Annotated in this window: 21 protein-coding genes and 1 tRNA gene; 12 read left to right on the plus strand and 10 right to left on the minus strand. The window is 65.1% G+C overall.

Annotation, left to right across the window (positions count from 1 at the left end):
- Position 1: 1 nt before the first annotated feature.
- The 5 genes from ASE30_RS14680 to ASE30_RS14700 all read right to left on the minus strand — a co-directional run bounded on the left by ASE30_RS14680 (position 2) and on the right by ASE30_RS14700 (position 3,614).
- Positions 2-979 (minus strand): bile acid:sodium symporter family protein, encoded by a 978-nt coding sequence (locus ASE30_RS14680; protein ID WP_057285021.1) that lies wholly within the window; start codon positions 977-979, stop codon positions 2-4.
- Between the two features lie 140 nt (positions 980-1,119).
- Complete coding sequence (pdxA, locus tag ASE30_RS14685) at positions 1,120-2,100, minus strand: 4-hydroxythreonine-4-phosphate dehydrogenase PdxA (protein ID WP_057285022.1); 981 nt, start codon at positions 2,098-2,100, stop codon at positions 1,120-1,122.
- Positions 2,097-2,387, minus strand: coding sequence for a hypothetical protein (locus ASE30_RS14690; protein WP_057285023.1), 291 nt, complete (start codon positions 2,385-2,387; stop codon positions 2,097-2,099). The genes pdxA and ASE30_RS14690 overlap by 4 nt, the downstream gene beginning before the upstream one ends.
- Positions 2,388-2,469: 82 nt before the next feature.
- The gene (locus tag ASE30_RS14695) at positions 2,470-2,928 is read right to left on the minus strand and encodes an Lrp/AsnC family transcriptional regulator (RefSeq protein WP_057285024.1); all 459 of its coding nucleotides are present in this window, start codon (positions 2,926-2,928) and stop codon (positions 2,470-2,472) included.
- Between the two features lie 80 nt (positions 2,929-3,008).
- Positions 3,009-3,614 (minus strand): hypothetical protein, encoded by a 606-nt coding sequence (locus ASE30_RS14700; RefSeq protein ID WP_057285025.1) that lies wholly within the window; start codon positions 3,612-3,614, stop codon positions 3,009-3,011.
- A gap of 267 nt (positions 3,615-3,881) precedes the next feature.
- On the opposite strand from ASE30_RS14700, the gene ASE30_RS14705 reads away from it, so the two are divergent.
- Together ASE30_RS14705 and ASE30_RS14710 are read left to right on the plus strand one after the other, a co-directional pair.
- A complete protein-coding gene (locus ASE30_RS14705) occupies positions 3,882-4,127 on the plus strand; it encodes a hypothetical protein (protein ID WP_057285026.1) in 246 nt (81 codons plus the stop codon).
- Between the two features lie 224 nt (positions 4,128-4,351).
- A complete protein-coding gene (locus ASE30_RS14710; protein ID WP_057285027.1) occupies positions 4,352-4,585 on the plus strand; it encodes a hypothetical protein in 234 nt (77 codons plus the stop codon).
- A 12-nt stretch (positions 4,586-4,597) separates the two neighbouring features.
- On the opposite strand, the gene ASE30_RS14715 is transcribed toward ASE30_RS14710, so the two are convergent.
- On the minus strand, positions 4,598-5,161 hold the full coding sequence (locus ASE30_RS14715; protein WP_057285028.1) for a DedA family protein: 564 nt from the start codon (positions 5,159-5,161) through the stop codon (positions 4,598-4,600).
- On the minus strand, positions 5,158-6,597 hold the full coding sequence (locus ASE30_RS14720; RefSeq protein WP_057285029.1) for a PLP-dependent aminotransferase family protein: 1,440 nt from the start codon (positions 6,595-6,597) through the stop codon (positions 5,158-5,160). Before ASE30_RS14720 ends, ASE30_RS14715 begins: the two co-directional genes overlap by 4 nt.
- Positions 6,598-6,766: 169 nt before the next feature.
- Here ASE30_RS14720 and ASE30_RS14725 point away from each other — a divergent pair, with 169 nt between their 5' ends.
- The 4 genes from ASE30_RS14725 (at position 6,767) to ASE30_RS14740 (ending at position 9,376) form a co-directional block, all read left to right on the plus strand.
- Entirely contained in the window at positions 6,767-7,147 is a 381-nt protein-coding gene (locus ASE30_RS14725) for a hypothetical protein (protein ID WP_057285030.1), read from the plus strand.
- 20 nt (positions 7,148-7,167) lie between these two features.
- A tRNA-Met gene (locus ASE30_RS14730) sits at positions 7,168-7,244 on the plus strand.
- 226 nt (positions 7,245-7,470) lie between these two features.
- Positions 7,471-7,815 carry a hypothetical protein gene (locus ASE30_RS14735; protein WP_057285031.1) on the plus strand — a complete coding sequence of 115 codons (345 nt, stop codon included), beginning with the start codon at positions 7,471-7,473 and terminating at the stop codon, positions 7,813-7,815.
- 322 nt (positions 7,816-8,137) lie between these two features.
- Complete coding sequence (locus ASE30_RS14740; protein ID WP_082601583.1) at positions 8,138-9,376, plus strand: TIGR03862 family flavoprotein; 1,239 nt, start codon at positions 8,138-8,140, stop codon at positions 9,374-9,376.
- A gap of 24 nt (positions 9,377-9,400) precedes the next feature.
- On the opposite strand, the gene ASE30_RS14745 is transcribed toward ASE30_RS14740, so the two are convergent.
- Both ASE30_RS14745 and ASE30_RS14750 read right to left on the minus strand, forming a co-directional pair.
- Positions 9,401-9,805 carry a hypothetical protein gene (locus ASE30_RS14745; RefSeq protein WP_057285206.1) on the minus strand — a complete coding sequence of 135 codons (405 nt, stop codon included), beginning with the start codon at positions 9,803-9,805 and terminating at the stop codon, positions 9,401-9,403.
- A gap of 59 nt (positions 9,806-9,864) precedes the next feature.
- Positions 9,865-10,224 (minus strand): hypothetical protein, encoded by a 360-nt coding sequence (locus ASE30_RS14750; protein WP_057285033.1) that lies wholly within the window; start codon positions 10,222-10,224, stop codon positions 9,865-9,867.
- 278 nt (positions 10,225-10,502) lie between these two features.
- Between ASE30_RS14750 and ASE30_RS14755 the strand changes: the two genes are divergently transcribed.
- From ASE30_RS14755 to ASE30_RS14775, 5 genes are all read left to right on the plus strand, one after another.
- Entirely contained in the window at positions 10,503-10,637 is a 135-nt protein-coding gene (locus ASE30_RS14755) for an entericidin A/B family lipoprotein (protein ID WP_057285034.1), read from the plus strand.
- Positions 10,638-10,765: 128 nt separating this feature from the next.
- The gene (locus ASE30_RS14760) at positions 10,766-11,200 is read left to right on the plus strand and encodes a BPTD_2524 family lipoprotein (protein ID WP_057285035.1); all 435 of its coding nucleotides are present in this window, start codon (positions 10,766-10,768) and stop codon (positions 11,198-11,200) included.
- 3 nt (positions 11,201-11,203) lie between these two features.
- The gene (locus ASE30_RS14765; RefSeq protein ID WP_057285036.1) at positions 11,204-11,614 is read left to right on the plus strand and encodes a hypothetical protein; all 411 of its coding nucleotides are present in this window, start codon (positions 11,204-11,206) and stop codon (positions 11,612-11,614) included.
- A gap of 100 nt (positions 11,615-11,714) precedes the next feature.
- Positions 11,715-13,007: an aspartate carbamoyltransferase gene (locus ASE30_RS14770; protein WP_057285037.1), complete on the plus strand. Its 1,293-nt coding sequence runs from the start codon at positions 11,715-11,717 to the stop codon at positions 13,005-13,007.
- Between the two features lie 122 nt (positions 13,008-13,129).
- On the plus strand, positions 13,130-14,563 hold the full coding sequence (locus tag ASE30_RS14775; protein WP_057285038.1) for a diguanylate cyclase: 1,434 nt from the start codon (positions 13,130-13,132) through the stop codon (positions 14,561-14,563).
- Positions 14,564-14,632: 69 nt separating this feature from the next.
- Here ASE30_RS14775 and ASE30_RS14780 read toward each other — a convergent pair whose 3' ends face one another.
- Entirely contained in the window at positions 14,633-15,532 is a 900-nt protein-coding gene (locus ASE30_RS14780; protein ID WP_057285039.1) for a recombination-associated protein RdgC, read from the minus strand.
- A gap of 151 nt (positions 15,533-15,683) precedes the next feature.
- On the opposite strand from ASE30_RS14780, the gene ASE30_RS14785 reads away from it, so the two are divergent.
- The gene (locus ASE30_RS14785) at positions 15,684-15,893 is read left to right on the plus strand and encodes a hypothetical protein (RefSeq protein ID WP_008164281.1); all 210 of its coding nucleotides are present in this window, start codon (positions 15,684-15,686) and stop codon (positions 15,891-15,893) included.
- Positions 15,894-16,191 lie beyond the last annotated feature (298 nt).

Consider the following 16,191-nt stretch of genomic DNA (forward strand, 5'->3'; position numbering starts at 1 on the left):
CTCAGCCGTCGGCCTCGGGCCGTTTGCCGAAGCGCGCCGCGAGCACGCCGCATACCATGAGCTGGATCTGGTGGAACAGCATCAGGGGCAGCACGACCGCGCCCACGGCATGGCCGGCGAACAGCACCTGAGCCATGGGGATGCCGCTGGCCAGACTCTTCTTGGAGCCGCAGAAGAGCAGAGTGATGCGATCTTCCACGCTGAAACCGAACAAGCGGCCAGCCAATGCCGACAGGCCCAGCGCCAGCGCCAGGATGACGGCGCAGCAGACCAGCAGGCCGAGCAGCGCAGGGATCGGCGTGGAACTCCACAGGCCCTCGTTGATGGCTTCGGAGAAGGCCGTGTAGACCACCAGCAGGATCGAACCCTGGTCAACGAACTTGAGCATGGACTTGCGCTTGTGGACCCAGGCTCCGATCCAGCGGCGCGCGAACTGGCCCAGCACGAAAGGCAGAAGCAACTGCAGCATGATCTTGCCGACGGCGTCGAACGAGATCGGCGCGCTGCCGGCGTTTGCAACCACGGTGCCGACCAGCAGCGGCGTCAGAAAGATTCCCAGCAGGCTGGAGGCGGACGCGCTGCACACGGCGGCGGGCACATTGCCGCGCGCCATGGACGTGAACGCAATGGCCGATTGCACGGTAGCCGGCAGGCAGCAGAGGAACAGGATGCCCAGGTAGAGTTCGGGCGTGACCAGCGGTTCCAGCACGGGCTTGAGCGCCAGGCCCAGCAGCGGAAACATCAGGAACGTCGCGGAGAAGATGGTCAGGTGCAGCTTCCAGTGCGTCAGGCCGGCGATGATGGCCTCGCGGGACAGGCGCGCCCCATGCAGGAAGAACAGCAGGCCGACGGCCACGTTGGTGATCCATCCGAATATGACCACGCCTTGCCCGTGGGCGGGCACGATGCTGGCGATGATGACGGTGCAGATCAGATAGAGGGTGAAGCGGTCGGGCAGGAGTCGGACAAGACGGGACATGAGGGCGGGGAGGGAAGACGGAAAGCGGCGGCGCGCGCGGCGCGCCGGAAACGGGGCGTATTGTAGACCCGGCCGGTATCGGCCTCTTGCGGGCAGTCAGTCGGTGTCCGCCCGGTGAGGCGCAGGCGGACTTTTCGCGCTTACGGCGTCATCGCCAGCGCCAGATCGAAAGCCGCGACCAGGGAGGCGTGGTCGGCCAGGCCCTTGCCGGCGATGTCGAACGCCGTGCCGTGGTCGACGCTGGTGCGCACGAAGGGCAAGCCGACCGTCACGTTCACGCCATGGTCCAGCCCCAGATACTTGACCGGGATCAGGCCTTGGTCATGGTATTGGGCCACGACGATATCGAATTCTCCGCGGCGGGCGCGCATGAAAATGGTGTCGCCGGGCCAGGGACCGCTGGCGTCGATGCCTTCGGCACGCGCGGCGTCGATTGCCGGTTCGATGATGTCGATGTCTTCGCGGCCGAACTTGCCGCCTTCGCCCGCATGCGGATTCAGGCCCGCGACGGCCACGCGCGGCCGCGCAATGCCCATCTGCCGGCAGGCGCGGTCCGCCAGCCGCATTGCGGTGAGTTCCGCGCTGGGCGTGATGCGCGCAACGACATCCGCCAGCGCCACGTGAATGGTCACCAGCAGCACGCGCAGCTCGTCATTGGCCAGCATCATCGCGAAGTCCTGCGTGCCGGAGCGCTCGGCCAGGATCTCGGTGTGGCCCGGGTAGTCGATCCCGGCCTCGTGCATGGATTTTTTGTTCAGGGGGGCGGTGACGATGGCGCGGATGCGGCCGGCCTGCGCATCGTCGATCGCGGCACAGACGTAATCGTAGGCGCCGCGTCCCGCGAGGGCGCTGATCTGCCCGGCGGGCAGATCCGGAGGAAGGGGGTGGCTGCAGGCGATGACATTGATGCGGCCCGCATCGGGACGGGCGTGGCCGATCCCGGCGATTTCCGTGACTTCCAGGCGAGCACCCAACTGGGCCGCCGCGCGGCGCAGCGCGCCCGCGTCGCCGTAGACGACGCAGGGCGCGTTCAGCCCCTGCGCGTAAGCCTTGACGACGATCTCGGGGCCGATGCCCGCGGCATCGCCCATGGTGATCCCCACGGGCAGCGGCATGTTCATGATGGGATGGCGCCGCACTCGAAGGTGACGGTGGCGCGTTTGGATCCCAGGCCGGTCGCGTGATTGGACGTGATTTTCGGCTTTTGCAGCTTGCGGCCAATGGACTGGCAATACTGGTCGGCGCGTTGCAGGGCCTGATTCTTGATTTCGACCCAGGTCAGCAACTGCGTGCCGGAACTATAGGTGACGCTGTATGTGTTCTTGTCGACGGACGTGACTTCGCTCATGCTGGAACAGGCGGTCAGCAGGGTGAGCAAGGCGGCGGCAGAGGCAAGGCGAGCAAGCATGAAGGATCCAGGTTTCGCGGTAACCCTCATTACACCACCTTGTCGCGCGGGGTGGAAAGGCGGGCCGGACGGGGAGGCGCTGTCAGGGCGTGCCGACGGCGCTCCGGCGGTCCACCTTGCGGCTCAGCACGATAGAGGTCTGAGTCTGCTTGACGCCGTCGATCAGGCCGATGCGGTCCAACAGGCCGTCGAGTTGTTCGTGGGTCTCGCAGCGCAGAAATATGAGGTAGTCATACGGCCCGCTGACCGACGAGACTTCCTCGACCTCGGGCATTCTTTCGAGTTCGCGGATCACCGCGGCCGGCGTCTTCGGCAGCACGCTGATGAAGCAGTAGGCGCGCACCGCCGCTTCTTCCAGCAAGCGCCCCAGGCGTACGCCATAGCCTGCCACGATGTTCTCGCGCTCCAGGCGGGCGATGCGGGCCACCACGGTGGTGCGGGCCAGGCCCAGCTTGCGCGCCAGAATGGCCGCCGGCTCGCGCGCATTGGCTTGCAGCAGGCTGAGCAATTGCCGGTCGATGGTGTCGAGTCGTTCGTTCATGCGGTGGGCAATGGCGTTGAGCCGGAAGACAGGAGTGCCGACGGTACAGGCCTTGGCCCGCCCGCGTCAATGTGGCGCCACTAACCGTCGGACTCCGGCGGAACGCCGCCATGGTAGATGCGGCCGTCGAACTCGAAGCGCGTGATGGTCTTGTGCGCGGCATCGAAAATGCGGTCGCGGCTGGCATCGTCCAGGCCGTCGTGGTCGGCGAAGCTGAAGCGGCACAGGTCTATGTCGCTGTCATAGAAGGCGCTGTGCACGAACCGGCTGACGTCGGCCTCATGCGCGAAATGCGCGAATTCGCGCAACTGCTCCATTTCATGGAAGGAACCGTTGCGGCTGACCAGCAGCATGCCGAACTTGCGCTCCTCGTCGGCCACCGGTTCCGGCGCGGGCGGCGCGTCGGCGGCCTGCGGATCCTTGCAGTCGAAGTGCGCGCCGACTTCGCGCATGGCGGCCAGCACCCGCTGCCACTCGCCTTCATCCAGGGTCAGGCGGGCCATCATGCAGAACAGCCGCTGCCGTCCCAGCGAGCGGGGCTCGGGGCCGCCCACATAACTCGACCACGGGGTGGATGCGTCCAGTCCAGCCAGCTCGGCCATCCGGGCGTCGCTGTAGCCCAGCTTGTCCTGCAACCGCCGCATGGCCTGGGCGTTCGGGGGGGCATAGTTCTGGATCGTCTTCATGAACGCGCTCCGATTGCACCGGACGCCCTGGAGCGGGACCGGTGACGTGCGCCGCGGTGCCCTTGCGGCTACGCTTCATGCTAGCGCGCCATATGGCGCTTGCCTAGCGGCGGGCAGATCAACGGGACGGCCCTTACCGGGGGCGGCCCATGCCGGGGGCGGCCCATGCCGGGGCGGCCCATGCCGGGGCGGCCCATGCCGGCGCGGCCCGAGCTTGGGCGCCATGCTAGGATTTGCGCCGACTTTCATTGCCAGGAGGCTTTCATCATGGACACTCAGGAACAAATCGCCGTTATCGTGCACACCATCTCGCATCAGGGCGGCCGTATCGACGCGCTGAACTCCACGCTCTTGTCGATGCTGCATCTGGTGAAAGGCTCGCCGGGCTTGCGCGAAGCCATCGAGGCCCAACTGGAGCAGAACTATTCCAGCCTGCTGGCCCGCTCCGAGAATCCTCAGTACGTGGCAGGGTTCGAAAGCGTGCGCGACATGATCGTGGGCGCGCTGAAGTAGTCAGCGCGGACCCAAGTTACCCACAACTTCTGTGGACAAGCCTTGGGATAGCGCGGGCATAGATGCGCAAACTCCTTTAATTACAAGGGCTTGCCAGTAGCGCTCAAAGGTGGCGCCGATTGCATCGGCCCGGCCTTCATGCGCGGGCCGGCACGGCTTGGTCAAGCCGGGTAATATGCGGCCCCATGCGGAATCAGTATTCAATGGATGGCCGGAGCGCGGCGATGGCGGCTCGCGTTTCGGAAGCGGCAAAGCTGGCGGCGTTCGACCCTGGCAAACTCTCCCCCGAGGCGCGCCAGAGCTGGGAGCGCATGGGGCATGGCTTCAAGGCCTGGCACGACTTCGACCAGCGCCACCCCATTCTGCGCCGGCTGGCGCTGCTGCCTTTCATCGGCGGCCTGTATCGCAGCGCGCGGCGCCGCCACGTGCTGCGGGCTAGCGGCAAGCTGGTGTTCTGAGCGGCCAGGCGCCTATTTCCGGCGCCGGCCGAACACGCGATACGCCAGCCAGATGGCCACGCCGATGGCGGCTGCTATCGCCAGCTTGGTTTCCACGCCGTGCAGGCGTCCCAGCAGCGATTCGATCGTTTGCCCGAAGGCATAACCCAGCAGGCTGAAGCAGGCCGCCCAGATGGCCGCGGCGATGGCGTTGAGCACCAGGAACCGCAGCGGCGGCACCTGGGATACGCCAAGCGCCACCGGACCCACCGTGCGCAGGCCATACAGGAACCGCAAGGACAGGATGAATCCATGCGGATAGCGGTCGATGGCGGACAGGGCCTTTTCGAAGGCGGGCTTCTCGCGGATGCGCCGGACATATCTGTGCTCGCGATAACGCCTGCCCAGGTGGAACAGCAACTGGTCGGCCAGGAACGACCCGGCGAAGGCGCAGAGCATCACGGACGGCAGGTGCAGCAGCCGCTGGTGCGCCAGGAAGCCGGCTAGCACCACGACGCTTTCGCCTTCCAGGAAGGTGCCGCCGAGCACGGCCCACAGTCCGTAGTCGATGATGAATTGATGCAGTTCCAGATTCATCCTGTCCGTTCGTCCACAATGCGCGCCAGCGTCAGCAGCGCCCGCGAAATATCCGGCGTGGTGCGCTGTCCGCAACTGATGCGCAGAAAATGGTTGAACCGGGTACCGTTCGAGAACATGGCGCCCGGCGCGACCCTTATGCCTTGGCGCAGCGCGCTCTCGAAGACGTCCATTCCCGAGCGGCCATCGGGCATCTCCACCCACAGCAGCATGCCGCCTTGCGGCACGCTCAGACGTGTGCCCCGCGGAAAGTGCGCGGCGATGGCCTCCGCGGTCTGGTCGCGTTGCGCCTTCAATTGCCGGCGTAACCGCGTCAGATGGCGGTCGTAGGCGCGCGACTCCATGAACTCCGCCACCGCGATCTGCGCCAGCGGCTCATTGGGGCGGCTTTGCGCAAACTTCAGCATGGCGATCCGCGCTTTCCAGCGCCCGCCCAGCAGCCACCCCAGCCGCATGCCCGGCGCCAGCGTCTTGTGCATCGACGAGCAATAGATGACGTTGCCGGTCGCGTCCCAGGACTTGGCCGCGGGCAAAGGCGTGTCGTCGTCGGTGAGGGCACCGTAGGTGTCGTCCTCGATCAGCGGCACTTGCTGGCGTTCGCACAGGGCGACGAGCCGTGCCTTGTGCGCATCGGGCATGACGCAGCCCAGGGGGTTGTGGAAATTGGGCACGACGACCACGGCGCGGATATCGCCGTGCGTCTGGAAGGCCAGGTCCAGCGCCTCTATCGACAAGCCGTGCTGCGGGCTCGTAGGGATTTCCAGCGCCCGCATGCCCAGGCTTTCCAGGATCTGCAGCAAGCCGAAATAGGCAGGCGACTCCACCGCGATGGTGTCCCCGGGCCGGGCGACGGCGCGCAACGCCAGGTTCAGGGCCTCGATGCAGCCGTGCGTGACGATGACGTCGTCGGGCGTGGCGTTGATGCCGTTGGCCAGCGCGCGGCGGGCCAGCACCGCGCGAAGATCCGGATGCCCTTGCGGCGGCACCGGGCTGACCAGCACCTGTGGCGACTGGCGCAGTGCCCGCGTCATGGCCTGTCTGAGCTCTTCCATCGGATACGCTTCGGGCACGGCCGCCGCCAGCGCAAAGTTGGCGCTGACCGGATGGGCTTCGCATTTCGCGATGAAGTCCGACACCCGGTCATGGATGCCCACATACTGCGCCGCGCCCAGGGTCTGCCGGATATCGGGTTCGCTGACAGGGGGGATGCTGTTGCGCCTGGGTTTCAGGACGAAATACCCGGAGCGGGGCCGCGCTTCGATCAGTCCGTCGTCTTCCAGTTGGCGGCAGGCCTGCAACGCGGTGGACAGGCTGACGTGATGGGTCCGCACCAGGGTACGAACGGACGGCATGCGCTGGGCGGGAGCGAGCACGCCGGTCTGGATGGCGCGCCGGTAGTGATTGGCCAGGCGTAGGTATAGCGGTTGTGGATCCATGCGCCGATCTTGCTCCTCGGGGTTGGAATGAGGGAAGGCACAGATTCCAGAAAAATACACCATAACAGCGGCAAAATCGAGCGTCTGCATCGGTACAGAAAGCCGAATTGTGTGGCTGTTGCGCAGAGCAGCCCGGAAGTAGCCTGTCGGTGTCCGATTGGAGATGACCATGACCCCGCACTACGACGACCTTGCCCCGGCGCGCCGCCTGGAAATCGCGCCCGGCTCCACCCGGTGGCTTGTCCTGCGCGCCGGCGCCGCCGTCATTTGCACGGAAGGCAGCGTGCGGGTCGAAGAGACTGCAAATGGCGCCGAAGCCCCGGAGGGCCTGCATCGCGCCCTATCCGTGAGGGTCAATGCGGGCGAGGTCCATGGGTTGGCCTACGGCGGCGCCGTGCGTCTGACGGCGATCCTTGGCGCCCAGGTGATCTGCCTGGATTCCACGAGTCCCTGGGGCCGCATTTTCCGCCGGGCGGGACGTCTGTTTCAAAGAATTTGGGTGAAAAACAGAAATAACAGCCTGGGTGCGCTGCACAAGATTTCAAAATGAGGTATGATTCACACATCAGACGCGGGGTGGAGCAGTCTGGCAGCTCGTCGGGCTCATAACCCGAAGGTCGTAGGTTCAAATCCTGCCCCCGCAACCAGTTTCAAGCAGTACCCGGTTCTTTCGGCAGCGCGCTGAATGCGTGTAGCCCCGAGACCTCTGCTAAAAAAGCCGCGACATTGTCGCGGCTTTTTTTCGTCTGTCCCTTGCCCTGGGTCAAACCATTGTTCCAGTCCGGAGTTTCCCGGATGCCGCTGTGCGCACAGGGGTGCGCCCCTGCGCTACCATGGGTCACGCGCGCTAGGTTGCCGCACAGAGGAGGGTCCATGGGAACAGCGAAATACGATCATCCCGGCTATGTCGCCGACACTGGCTCTGAAGGCAAGTACCACGTGGGGATCTGGTGCCCCCACGGATATCCCGCCCATATCCACATTGGCCGTCCCGCCGAACTCGGCGATCCCCAGGCGTTGTTGCGCTTGCGGATACCGGACGGCGTGTTCCAGTCGCTTCCGGATGATCCCGAAACCCTGTGCCGCCGGGCGCTGGGCCAGGCCCTGGACGCCGGGCTGCTGCGTTCCGTCTCGGTGGACGGCGAATACCAGGAGCTTCGTTTTCAGCTTGACGCCGAGCCGTGGTCCGGGCCCATGCAAGCGGCGGGCAACGCCTGAGGCAAGAGTTACCCACAGGGATTGTGGACAAGCCTTGGGATAGCTTCTGCGTATTTGCGATTTCTGCCGTAATAACAAGGGCTTGGCGCCCGAGGTCAAGAAATGGCCGGCGCCAGGCCTTTTTTGCGGATGCGCGGGCCTGCCGCCACCGCTCGCGGACCGGCTTGGCGGGCGGGCCGCCCGCGCCCGGCATCGCGGCGGCCGCCCCGTGCGACAATCTCTTCCCCGTGGCCGGCGGCGGCCCCTTTCGTTTCCTTCTTCGTCCGTCTCACATGCATTCTGTCTTGCCCATCCGTCATGTTGCCATGAAGGGGGCGGCGCCATGAGCCCGCCCGCCAGGCGCGTCGCTGTCATCGGAGGCGGACCGGCAGGCCTGATGGCCGCGGAAGGATTGAGCGCCAGGGGAGTGCAGGTCGACGTGTTCGACGCCATGCCCTCGGTGGGACGAAAATTCCTGATGGCGGGCCGTGGCGGATTGAATCTGACGCACAGCGAGCCATCTGGCCCGTTTCTGGCTCGTTACGGGGCGCGCGCCGCGTGCGTGGCGCCCTGGCTGGAGGTCCTTGACGCCGCGGGCTTGCGCGCCTGGGCGCATCGGTTGGGCATCGATACGTTCGTGGGATCCTCCGGCCGCGTATTTCCCCAGGAAATGAAAGCGGCCCCGCTGCTGCGGGCCTGGCTGGCCAGGTTGCGGGCCGGCGGCGTGCGCTTCCATATGCGGCACCGCTGGCTCGGATGGCCGCAGGGTGGCAAGCCTTGCGCGGGTGCGCTGCGCTTCGATACACCGGATGGCGAGACAACCTGCGCGGCCGATGCCGTCGTGCTTGCCCTGGGCGGCGGGAGTTGGGCCAAGCTGGGATCGGACGGCGCCTGGGCAGCGGGCTTGCGGGGGCATGGCATCGAGGTAGCCCCGCTGCGCCCCGCCAATTGCGGTTTCGACGTTTCATGGTCTGATCATTTCCGCGAGCGCTACGCGGGCCAGCCGGTCAAGCCGGTATCCATGGCCGCCGGCGGCATGGCCAGGCAAGGCGAGTTCGTCATTTCGGAAACGGGCATCGAGGGCAGTCTGGTCTATGCGCTGTCAGCGCCGCTGCGGGACCAGCTTGACGCTCAGGGCCGAGCTGTCGCCATGCTGGACCTGGCACCGGACTGGCCGCAAGAAAAGGTCACGGCAGCGGTGACGCACCCGCGCGGCGCGCGCTCGATGTCCAGCCACCTGCAGAGCCGGCTGGGGCTGACCGGCGTCAGGGCGGGTCTGCTGCGCGAATGCGCCACCGCGGAAGATTTCCGCGACCCGGCCCGCCTGGCGCTGCGGATCAAGGCGCTACCCCTGACGCTGACGCGTACGCGTCCGATCGATGAGGCGATCAGCACCGCGGGCGGGGTGGCATTCGAGGGACTGACGGCGGGGCTGATGCTCAGCGCCGCGCCCGGCGTGTTCTGCGTGGGCGAGATGCTGGATTGGGAGGCGCCGACTGGCGGCTACCTGTTGACGGCGTGCATGGCCAGCGGTGCGGTTGCCGCCAAGGCGGTTGCGGCGTTTTTGGAAGGCGGTTCCTGAGGCGGGCGGGCTGCCTGCCCGCGATCAGGAGCCGGCAGGATAGGGCGACATGCTCAGCGGGGCTCGCGGCGCCAGATCGCCGACGACGTGGCCGACGACGGGCGGGCCGCCCTCCGGCTGCGTAATGATGCCGATGACCCGGGTGATCGCGCTGGCCGGGATGGCGGTGCCATGGGCCGGATCCTGCACGAGCTGCCAGATCGTTGCGCTTGCGGCGCCGGCGTCTCCGTCGAGCGAATCCGAGGAATCCAGGCAGCTCCGGGCAAAGAATGACCAGTCCGAGGCGCTACAAGGCAAGCCGTGTGCCGTGGCCAAACGGGCCAGGGCCAGAGGCGCATCCGCCTGGCTCGCGGCGTGCTGGGCGGCAGTGCCCAGCGAGACGTCCAGCGACAGCAAGCGGAGAAACTCTACGACATTGTCGGTGTTCATCATGTGGTCTCCTGTGAGGGCTGTTCTGGTCTATCGCCGGCGGTCGGTTGGCGGGCGTGTCAGCCGGGGCCTTGGCCCAGCATCGATACCAGCGATTGTTTCAGGCGTGGCGAAAAAATTGGTACCGTATGCGATACACCGTTGCGGTCGATACCCTCTTTGAGTTCGACCGATTGCCCAAGGAAAATATCCGGCGCGGCGCCAATTTCGTTGTACCTGGCCAGCAGCTCATTCACGTGTTCCTGCGCGTCCGCAAGCGTACTGCTGTCGGCCAGCTTGCCGGCGGCGTGGGCTTGCAAAATTCGATGTAGATCGTCGATGAACAGCGCCAAAGCGGCCTGTCCGCGACATTGCGGTTGTTCCCAGCCCCAGCCTTGCGGGCCGGCGCCGGTGTTCTGCGATGCTTGTTTCTTCGTCATTTGCGCATCCTAATCCATTGCCGCCAAATACGCGACAGGCGTTGGAGGCCCGGAAATGTCACCGTCGCGTAAGGGTGGTGACGGTTTTTCGCGGCCGCCGTTACAAGAGAACCCACTGGAAGGCCGGCGCAAAAGCGGGATGCGGTGCGGGCGCGGTTACATACGGGTGACGACGCGCCCGGCGACCCGCCGGGCCCTCCGGGCTTGTACGGCCCTGCGCAAAGCGGGGGCTTTGCGGTATCCTGGCTTCGGTTTCCACGCCCAGACAGGAGATGTTTATGAAGAACAGAGTCTTTCTCGTCATGATGCTTTCGATTGCCGCGCTTTCGGCGGGTTGCAACACCGTTGCAGGGGCTGGAAAGGACATCCAGCGCGGCGGGGAAAAGATCGAGGGCGCTGCGGAAAAGAAGTAGGCCATCCAGACCGGCTGCCGCTCTGACGGTTCGAGGCCACGCGAGAAATGTTCCGGCATTTCCGGCGTGGCCTTTTTGTGGCCGCTGGCATAATCGCGGAAGTCCGAATACCAATCGCGGGAAGAATCATGCGCAAGTCAGTCTGGATGGTGGGTGTAACGTTGGCGGCCTTGTTGGCCGGTTGCGCGAGCAAGGGAGTGTATGAGGTGGAGTCGGTGAAGAAGGACACCTTCAGCGTCGACACCAACTACCAGGCCGCGTTCCGCCGCGCCGGCGAGTACGTGCGTGCATGTCATGTCCAGGTGCAGCATCCCTATGGCGTGTCCTACGCATGGCGCCACACGATCGGCGAGAAGGGCGCCCCCGATGAAATCCAGGTCTTCAAGGTGGGCGAGCCCGCCACCGTGCTGGAGCTGATTTCCGCCGAGGCCGATGGCCCCGCGAAGTCCAAGGTCACCGTGACCGTCCTGGGCGAAGGGCGCTGGGACGAGGCGGAGATCGCGGCGCTGCGCAAGTCGGTCCAGAGCGCTACGCCCGAGTGCCGCACCGGCAGCGGCGGTTAATCGATGGATCCCCGCGCCCAGCAGATACGCGCCGCAGGCCTGTCGTTCTCGCTGTTTGCGGGGGCGTTCCGGTTCCTGGGCTGGCTCAATGGCGCCGCGGCGCTGATCCTGGTGGGATTCTCATTGGGAGTGGTGGGCGGCGATGTCGCCGCGCCGGACCTGCAATTGCCTTTGATCCTGTTTCTGGCGGGCTTGCTGGCGACGTGTCTGGGCCTGCTGTTCGCCTATCTGGCGCAGGTCAGCTTGTTGCGCCAAGGCTACAACGGCCACCTGACCCGCGGCCACTGGCCCGCGCAGATGATGGCGGCGCTTTGCTATGTGTTCAGCGCGCTGGCTTTCTGCGCCGCGTGCTGGCTGGCGGCGGGGCAGGCGGCGTCGGATATGCCGCAGACGGCGGCCTACGCAAAACGCTAAATTTAAGGGTAAACCCTTGTGCGCAAAAGCGTTGGACTTGAGGTGTCGTTGGGAATAATATGCGCGCTGCGTATATAAATCCTCTTTCTTGGGGCCCGTCATGACCATCTCCCAGCAAGCCTTCCTGCGTGACGCCATGCGTCGCCTGAATCTCACCCGCGATGTGTTCGCCACGCGCATAGGCGTCAAGCGCCGGGCGCTGGATACGTGGTTGTTGCCGGAAGGGTCTCAGGAGTTCCGCGCGATGCCGGAAGTGGTGCAGCGCTTCGTCAGCGAAATCGTGCAGAACGGGGTTTTGCTCGAAAAATATACGCAAAGCGTACAAGATGGGCCTTTGCGTGCCCGGATCGCCGTGGAAGGCAAACACCAGCTCTTGTCAGTGGACCAGTTCACGCGCGAATCCGTCGAAGACCTGTTCCGCGTGGCCGACATGATGCAGCCCATCGCACGCCGCCAGAAAGTGTCGCGCGTGCTGGAAGGCGCAGTGCTGGGCAATCTGTTCTTCGAAGCGAGCACCCGCACGCGCGTGAGCTTCGGTTCGGCGTTCTGCCGGCTGGGCGGCTCGGTATGCGACACGACCGGGTTCACGTTTTCTTCAATGGCCAAGGGCGAGTCCATCTACGACACCAGCCGCGTCATGAGCGGCTATGTGGATGCCATGGTGATCCGCCACCCGGACCAGGGCTCGGTCGCGGAATTCGCGCGCGCGACGAACATCCCGGTGGTGAATGGCGGCGATGGTCCTGGCGAACACCCCAGCCAGGCCTTGCTGGACCTGTATACGATCCTGACCGAGTTCTCGCGCCTGGGCAAATTGCTGGACGGCGCGCACATCGCCATGGTGGGCGACCTGAAGTACGGCCGCACCGTGCATTCGCTGATCAAGCTGATGGCGCTGTACAAGAACGTGAAGTTTTCGCTGGTATCGCCCAAGGGCCTGGAAATGCCGACCTACATCGTCGAGCAGGCCAGCCGCAACGGCAACATCATCGAACAGAAATCGTCGCTGGCCGAAGGCCTGGCCGGCGCCGACGTGATCTACGCGACGCGCGTGCAGAAAGAGCGCTTCGCCAATGAAGAAAACGAAGGCTACACGCCGGACTTCCAGATCAGCCGCGCCATCATCGATGCCTATTGCAGCCCCGAGACGATCGTGATGCATCCGCTGCCGCGAGACAGCCGCCCCGGCGCGAACGACCTGAGCGTGGACCTGAACCACGATCCGCGTCTGGCCATCTTCCGCCAGACTGACAACGGCATTCCCATCCGCATGGCCATATTCGCGGTACTGCTCGGCGTCGAGGGGCTGGTGCAGCATTCGCTGCGGGACGTGACGTGGCAGCATCCGTCGCATGTCGGGCCCGACGACTCCGTCTTTCACGGCCTGGAATAACGAGGTATCCCCGGCCCGGCCCGCGCCGACGGCCTTGCCCGGGGGAATTCAAGCATAATCCGCGCTGGCATTTTTGACGTGTCGCAGCAAGGCACGTCACACAGTCTTGGGCGGATGATCCTATGTCTTCGAGCAGTACCGGTGTTCCATCTTCCTCAGCCGGCGCCGATGCCGCAAACGGCCAAGCGTGTTACCTGAGCGCGTCCAATGCGCAGGCCTGGGAGGCTGTCTATCATTCGGTCGACGCCTACACGCGCGGTCAGGTCGCTGCGGTGGTGGCCGACAGCGCCGCGCAGTTTGTCGACGCGTTCTACTCCACCTTGCTCGCCGACGCCGAGGCCGGTCCGCGGCTTTCCCACGAAATCGTTTCCACTCGCCTGCACAGCGGCATGACGCGGTGGCTCAAGGGGCTGTTCTGCGTGCGCGATCAGGGCGACATCGCCGCCTTGCTGGCCACCCAGAAGAAAGTGGGCGAAGTGCATGCCCGCGTCCATATTCCGATCCATCTGGTGATGGCCGGCGCCCGCATCTTGAAGAACGAGATCGCCCTGCGGCTGCGCGCGAGCGACCTCGACGGCACGGCCGCATCGGTGGCGACGCAATACGTCTGCAACCTGTTCGATCTGGCGATCGAGCAGATGAGCCGCGCGTTCATGCGGGATACCAATCGGGGCGCCCGCAACGACGAGGCTTACCGGCTGTTCGCCCTGGGGCAGAACATCTCCACCGAGCGCGAACGCCAGCGCGCCGCGTTGCTGGAGTGGAGCCAGGCCGTGCTGATCGGCCTGCATTACCGGGCGCCCGAGCAGGCGCTGCCGCGCCTTGCCGCTTCCGAGTTCGGGTTGTGGCTGCAGCACAAGGGCGGGGTGCTGTTTGAAAGCGCGCCTGCCCTGCGCCAGATCACCGAGGCCGTTGCGCGCCTGGACGAAGCGGTGTTGCCCCGGATGATGCAGGGCGATGCGGATGGACAGCATTCGCTGCCTGATCAGGTCCGCGAACTGCAGGAACTGGTGGCCCGCATCAAGCATCTGCTCAATGGCCTGTTCGATATGGTGGCCGAAATCGAAAGCGGCAGCGATCCGCTGACCAATGTGCTGAACCGGCGATTCCTGCCCTCGGTGATCGGCCGGGAAATCTCGATTTCCCGGCGTCAGCACTCGGACTTTTCCGTGCTGCTGCTGGATATCGACTACTTCAAGGCCATCAATGATGCGCATGGCCACGCCGGGGGCGACCAGGTGCTGCGCCAGTTCGCCGAGGTCGTGCACCAGGCGTGCCGCTCCAGCGATTTTGTCTTCCGCTACGGGGGCGAGGAATTCCTGGTGGTGCTGGTGGATACCGGGCAAGAGGCCGCGCTGGCCACGGCCGAGAAGCTGGGCGCCGAGATTCGACGGCACCGGTTCTCCATCGCCGAAGCGGGTTCGCTGCACGTCACGGCCAGCATCGGCGTGGCGACCTTCGACGGGCATCCGGACTATGCCTATCTGATCGACCGCGCCGACAAGGCGCTGTACCTGGCCAAGCAGGCCGGTCGCGACCGCAGCGTCGCAGCATGAAAAAGGCCGCCCCCGAGGGGCGGCCTGATTTTCCTGGCCGGGCCATGCACGGCCGGGCGCAAGGAAAGTTCAGATCTTCTTTTCGCCGCCCAGGGCCTCGACCAGCTCGGCCATCATCTTGGCCAATTCGCCGGTCATCAGCATCATGTCGGAATCGAACTTCTCGTCGTCGTTCGCCGCCATGCCTTCGTTGCCTTCCTTCAGCACATCCAGCGGCGCCACGCGCTTGACGTCCAGGCCTTCGGTCAGCACGAAGGACACGCGGTCGGCCCAGGTCATGGCCAGACGCGTGCATTGCTTGCCCGACTGGATATGGCGGCGCACGTCATCGGCATCGATGGAGTGCTTCACATAGCGGATGGCCGCGCCGCTTTCGCCGGACGAACGCAGCTCGGTGTCCTGGTCGATGCTGAAGTTGGAAGGCGCTTCGTCTTCAGCCAGCCATCCAGTCATCGCCGACGCGGGCGATTGGGCCACGTACAGGTTTTCCAGAGGGAAGGGGTCCACGCACTTGGCGAGCAGGCCTATGACTTCGTCCGCCTTGGCCGAGGCCGCCGCGTCGATGACCAGCCAGTGGTTCTGCGGATCGATCCACACCCGCGTGTCGCGATATACGCTGAAGGCGCGCGGCAGAAGCTCGTCCGTGACGCGCTCCTTGATTTCCTTCATCTGCTTGCGGCCCGGCTTGTAGCCTTGCTGCTCTTCGATCTCTTGCGCGCGCGCCTTGGCGACCTGATTCACGACGGTGCCGGGCAAAAGCTTCTTCTCGGCGCGCAGGCTGAGGAGTATCTGGCCGTTGACCACATGGGCGAGCCCGCCGTTTTCGCGCGGCGGTACCCACCCCAGGCTTTGCATTTCCTGGGTGTTGCCGGCTTGGTAGGCGTGCCGCGCCAGCGTTTCTTCAAGCTGCTCGCCGACCAAGGTCCAGGGCGAGGAGAGACGATAAATCTTGAGATTCTTGAACCACATGAGCGTCGGCCAAAAGGGTAGATTCTATACGACGCCGCGACTTTGCCGAAGCGCTTCGGCACACCCGCGACAGGCGACACGTTCTGTCACTGACAACGGCGGGGCTATCCGGTAATGTCCGGCGCACCCCGTGTGGAATTGGAGAGAAAACATGAAGATCATTGGCGCCATCCTGATCGTTCTGGGCGTTGCCGCCCTGGCCTACAAGGGCTTTAGCTACAAGTCCGAAGAAACGGTGTTGCAGATCGGGTCGGTCAAGGCCACCGCCGAAACCGAGAAGTCCGTGCCGATCCCGACCTGGGCAGGCATTGCGGCGATTGTCGCGGGCGTGGTGGCGATTGGCGTGGGCATGCGCCGTTGATCGCGGCCGGCCCCAGAGGCCGGCGGTGTGGTGTGATGATGGCGGCCGCGTTGCGGCTGCCATGCATTTGCGGCCCGTAAAAAAAAGCGGCCCGGCTCAATGAAGAGTCGGGCCGGTACGGGAGCACACAATACCGCGTCATAAAAGGCTCGCGGGGAACGCGGTATTGGTGTCAGAACACTGGCCCTGCAACCGGCAGACAGGGGGATCAATCGTCGGCCGATCTGGCGCAAGGCCGTAATCTGAGCGCCCAGTCTAATGGCGGGGGTCTGACATGGTCCTGAAAGTGTGCGCTTCT

This window comes from Achromobacter sp. Root83 (genome assembly GCF_001428845.1).
Lineage (GTDB): Bacteria > Pseudomonadota > Gammaproteobacteria > Burkholderiales > Burkholderiaceae_B > Achromobacter.

Coding starts and splice junctions, on each gene's coding strand:
- ASE30_RS14680 (WP_057285021.1), bottom strand. CDS start 979: ATGTCCCGTCTTGTCCGACTCCTGCCCGACCGCTTCACCCTCTATCTG.
- pdxA (WP_057285022.1), bottom strand. CDS start 2,100: ATGAACATGCCGCTGCCCGTGGGGATCACCATGGGCGATGCCGCGGGC.
- ASE30_RS14690 (WP_057285023.1), bottom strand. CDS start 2,387: ATGCTTGCTCGCCTTGCCTCTGCCGCCGCCTTGCTCACCCTGCTGACC.
- ASE30_RS14695 (WP_057285024.1), bottom strand. CDS start 2,928: ATGAACGAACGACTCGACACCATCGACCGGCAATTGCTCAGCCTGCTG.
- ASE30_RS14700 (WP_057285025.1), bottom strand. CDS start 3,614: ATGAAGACGATCCAGAACTATGCCCCCCCGAACGCCCAGGCCATGCGG.
- ASE30_RS14705 (WP_057285026.1), top strand. CDS start 3,882: ATGGACACTCAGGAACAAATCGCCGTTATCGTGCACACCATCTCGCAT.
- ASE30_RS14710 (WP_057285027.1), top strand. CDS start 4,352: ATGGCGGCTCGCGTTTCGGAAGCGGCAAAGCTGGCGGCGTTCGACCCT.
- ASE30_RS14715 (WP_057285028.1), bottom strand. CDS start 5,161: ATGAATCTGGAACTGCATCAATTCATCATCGACTACGGACTGTGGGCC.
- ASE30_RS14720 (WP_057285029.1), bottom strand. CDS start 6,597: ATGGATCCACAACCGCTATACCTACGCCTGGCCAATCACTACCGGCGC.
- ASE30_RS14725 (WP_057285030.1), top strand. CDS start 6,767: ATGACCCCGCACTACGACGACCTTGCCCCGGCGCGCCGCCTGGAAATC.
- ASE30_RS14735 (WP_057285031.1), top strand. CDS start 7,471: ATGGGAACAGCGAAATACGATCATCCCGGCTATGTCGCCGACACTGGC.
- ASE30_RS14740 (WP_082601583.1), top strand. CDS start 8,138: ATGAGCCCGCCCGCCAGGCGCGTCGCTGTCATCGGAGGCGGACCGGCA.
- ASE30_RS14745 (WP_057285206.1), bottom strand. CDS start 9,805: ATGAACACCGACAATGTCGTAGAGTTTCTCCGCTTGCTGTCGCTGGAC.
- ASE30_RS14750 (WP_057285033.1), bottom strand. CDS start 10,224: ATGACGAAGAAACAAGCATCGCAGAACACCGGCGCCGGCCCGCAAGGC.
- ASE30_RS14755 (WP_057285034.1), top strand. CDS start 10,503: ATGAAGAACAGAGTCTTTCTCGTCATGATGCTTTCGATTGCCGCGCTT.
- ASE30_RS14760 (WP_057285035.1), top strand. CDS start 10,766: ATGCGCAAGTCAGTCTGGATGGTGGGTGTAACGTTGGCGGCCTTGTTG.
- ASE30_RS14765 (WP_057285036.1), top strand. CDS start 11,204: ATGGATCCCCGCGCCCAGCAGATACGCGCCGCAGGCCTGTCGTTCTCG.
- ASE30_RS14770 (WP_057285037.1), top strand. CDS start 11,715: ATGACCATCTCCCAGCAAGCCTTCCTGCGTGACGCCATGCGTCGCCTG.
- ASE30_RS14775 (WP_057285038.1), top strand. CDS start 13,130: ATGTCTTCGAGCAGTACCGGTGTTCCATCTTCCTCAGCCGGCGCCGAT.
- ASE30_RS14780 (WP_057285039.1), bottom strand. CDS start 15,532: ATGTGGTTCAAGAATCTCAAGATTTATCGTCTCTCCTCGCCCTGGACC.
- ASE30_RS14785 (WP_008164281.1), top strand. CDS start 15,684: ATGAAGATCATTGGCGCCATCCTGATCGTTCTGGGCGTTGCCGCCCTG.